At 62.3% G+C, this 1,932-nt stretch carries 2 protein-coding genes; one reads left to right on the plus strand and one right to left on the minus strand.

Features of this window, described 5'->3' with window-relative positions; all coding sequences use genetic code 11:
- Positions 1-19 precede the first annotated feature (19 nt).
- A complete protein-coding gene (locus tag EN964_RS33055) occupies positions 20-811 on the plus strand; it encodes a GGDEF domain-containing protein (protein ID WP_127271965.1) in 792 nt (263 codons plus the stop codon).
- A 218-nt stretch (positions 812-1,029) separates the two neighbouring features.
- Here EN964_RS33055 and EN964_RS33060 read toward each other — a convergent pair.
- A partial coding sequence (locus EN964_RS33060; RefSeq protein ID WP_164776276.1) for an ATP-binding protein occupies positions 1,030-1,932 on the minus strand: 903 nt, incomplete at its 5' end.

Below are 1,932 nucleotides of genomic sequence, written 5' to 3' on the forward strand. Positions count from 1 at the left end.
CTTTTCCAACGGGGAGCAGATGCGTTTCCACAAGGCGGAATCAGCATTTTTCGTCTTTATATTCGTGATCCTGGCCGCCGGCCTGGTGACGCTGCATGCTTACGGACTTCTGCAATCCTTCGCCGACGAGTTGCATACGGCTTCGGGTCTGGACAAGGTCATCTATCTCAACAAGCTCTTGTTCGCGACCGGCGTGCTCCTGGCCACCGCGCTGTTCTTCGGCATCTTCTTCATCTATCCGCTGATCCGCAAACAGGCGATGGAGGAAGGCAAGCTGCGCGCCATGACGGTCTCGCTCAGCGCGCGCTCGGAAACATTCGAGCATGCGGCGCTGACCGATGGCCTGACCGGCATGCAGAACCGGCGCTATTTCGATGATGCGCTGAAGGAGTATCTCGAGGAGTTCCGGCGCATCGAAAAGCCCGTCGGGCTGATGATCCTCGATCTCGACCATTTCAAGCAGGTCAACGACACCCACGGCCATGACGTCGGCGACGAAGTGCTCAAGGCCGTCGCGAACTGTCTCAAGGACATGACGCGCTACCACGATGTGGTGGCGCGATTGGGCGGCGAGGAGTTCGCCGTGGTCACGCCCAACATGGACGCCGAGCTTCTGGGCAAGTTTGCCGAGCGCATCCGCAAGGCGATCGCCAACATGTCGGTGCTGTCGGGCAATGTCCGCCTCAAGATCACCACCAGCGTCGGGCTCGCCGTCTGGGACCGCAAGGAAACAGCGGAAGAGTTCTATCGCCGCGCCGACCGCCAGCTTTACGAGGCGAAGAGGCAGGGCCGCAACCGCGTCTGCGCCTGAAATCCCATCACTGAATTCGTGAGGCTGGCCGTCTGGCGCCGTTTTCTGCGCTTCCGATGCTCACGGACTCAAACGTCCGCTCCGCTTCGGTTCTCGAAAACAGCACCACCCGACTCAGCCTGACGAATTCCCTGACGGGATTTACCCAAGCGGCCTAGGCAGGGCGCAAGCTTGGCGCGGCTTCTCGGTCAGAAGGCAGAGGAGTTGGCGCTGCTGACCTAATCGTTTTGCGGGCGCAGGCCGAAGGTTGCGGGCTTTAGGCCGTAGCGCATGTCGAAATCGTCGTCCGATGGCGCGCGTGCGGCGGGTGGCTTGCGGTAGTCGGGGTCGCCGGCCTGGCGGCCTGAATCGACGACCTCGGCGAAGGCCATCGCCTGCTGCGTTGATTTAGGCACATTGCGCAGTCGTTCCACGATCGCCACCAGATCGACATCGTCGCCTGGCTTCGACGTGGCCTCTTCGCGTTTTGCGGTGCCGGGGAGCAGGTCACTCGGCAGTTTTTCGAACTTCAGCCGCATGGTCGTCGCCACGCCTTCGCCGAAGGCGATGGCTTCGCGCTGGCCCATGGAGGACAGGAAGGCAAGCGTCGAGGCGGAAGAGTCGGCAATCGCCGAGCGGATGATCGCCTGGTCCTGCTCATTGGCAAGCCGCATGGCGAAGAAGGTCGAGCATTGCGAAAGGATGGTCGGGTCGAGCTCGCCCGGGCGCTGGGTGACGACGCCGAGATAGCAGCCATATTTGCGGCCTTCCTTGGCAATGCGCGACAGCGCGTGCCTTGTCGGCGCGAAGCCGAGGCGCGGGTCGGCCGGCATATAGCGGTGCGCCTCTTCGCACAAAAACAGCAACTGCAGCTTGCCCTCGCTCCACAGAGCGAGGTCGAAGGCCAGGCGCGCCAGCACCGAGCAGACCGAATTGACCACTTCCGACGGCATGCCGGCCATCTCGAAGCAGGTTACCGGGCGGCCATGATGCGGCACGCGGAAGATGTTGCCGATCGTCTCGTGGATGGTGTCCTCGATCAGGCGCGAGTTGAACATGAAGCGGTAGCGTGGATCGGCGGCCGCCGATTCGATGCGCGTCTTCAGCGATTTGAGCGTCGGGCGATCGGTCTTGCTTTCGAG

It is taken from the genome of Mesorhizobium sp. M7A.F.Ca.CA.001.10.2.1, from assembly GCF_003998575.1.
GTDB lineage: Bacteria > Pseudomonadota > Alphaproteobacteria > Rhizobiales > Rhizobiaceae > Mesorhizobium.

What these genes read in the sequence shown, in the direction of transcription:
- EN964_RS33055 (WP_127271965.1), top strand. Translation starts at nt 20, where the DNA reads ATGCGTTTCCACAAGGCGGAATCAGCATTTTTCGTCTTTATATTCGTG.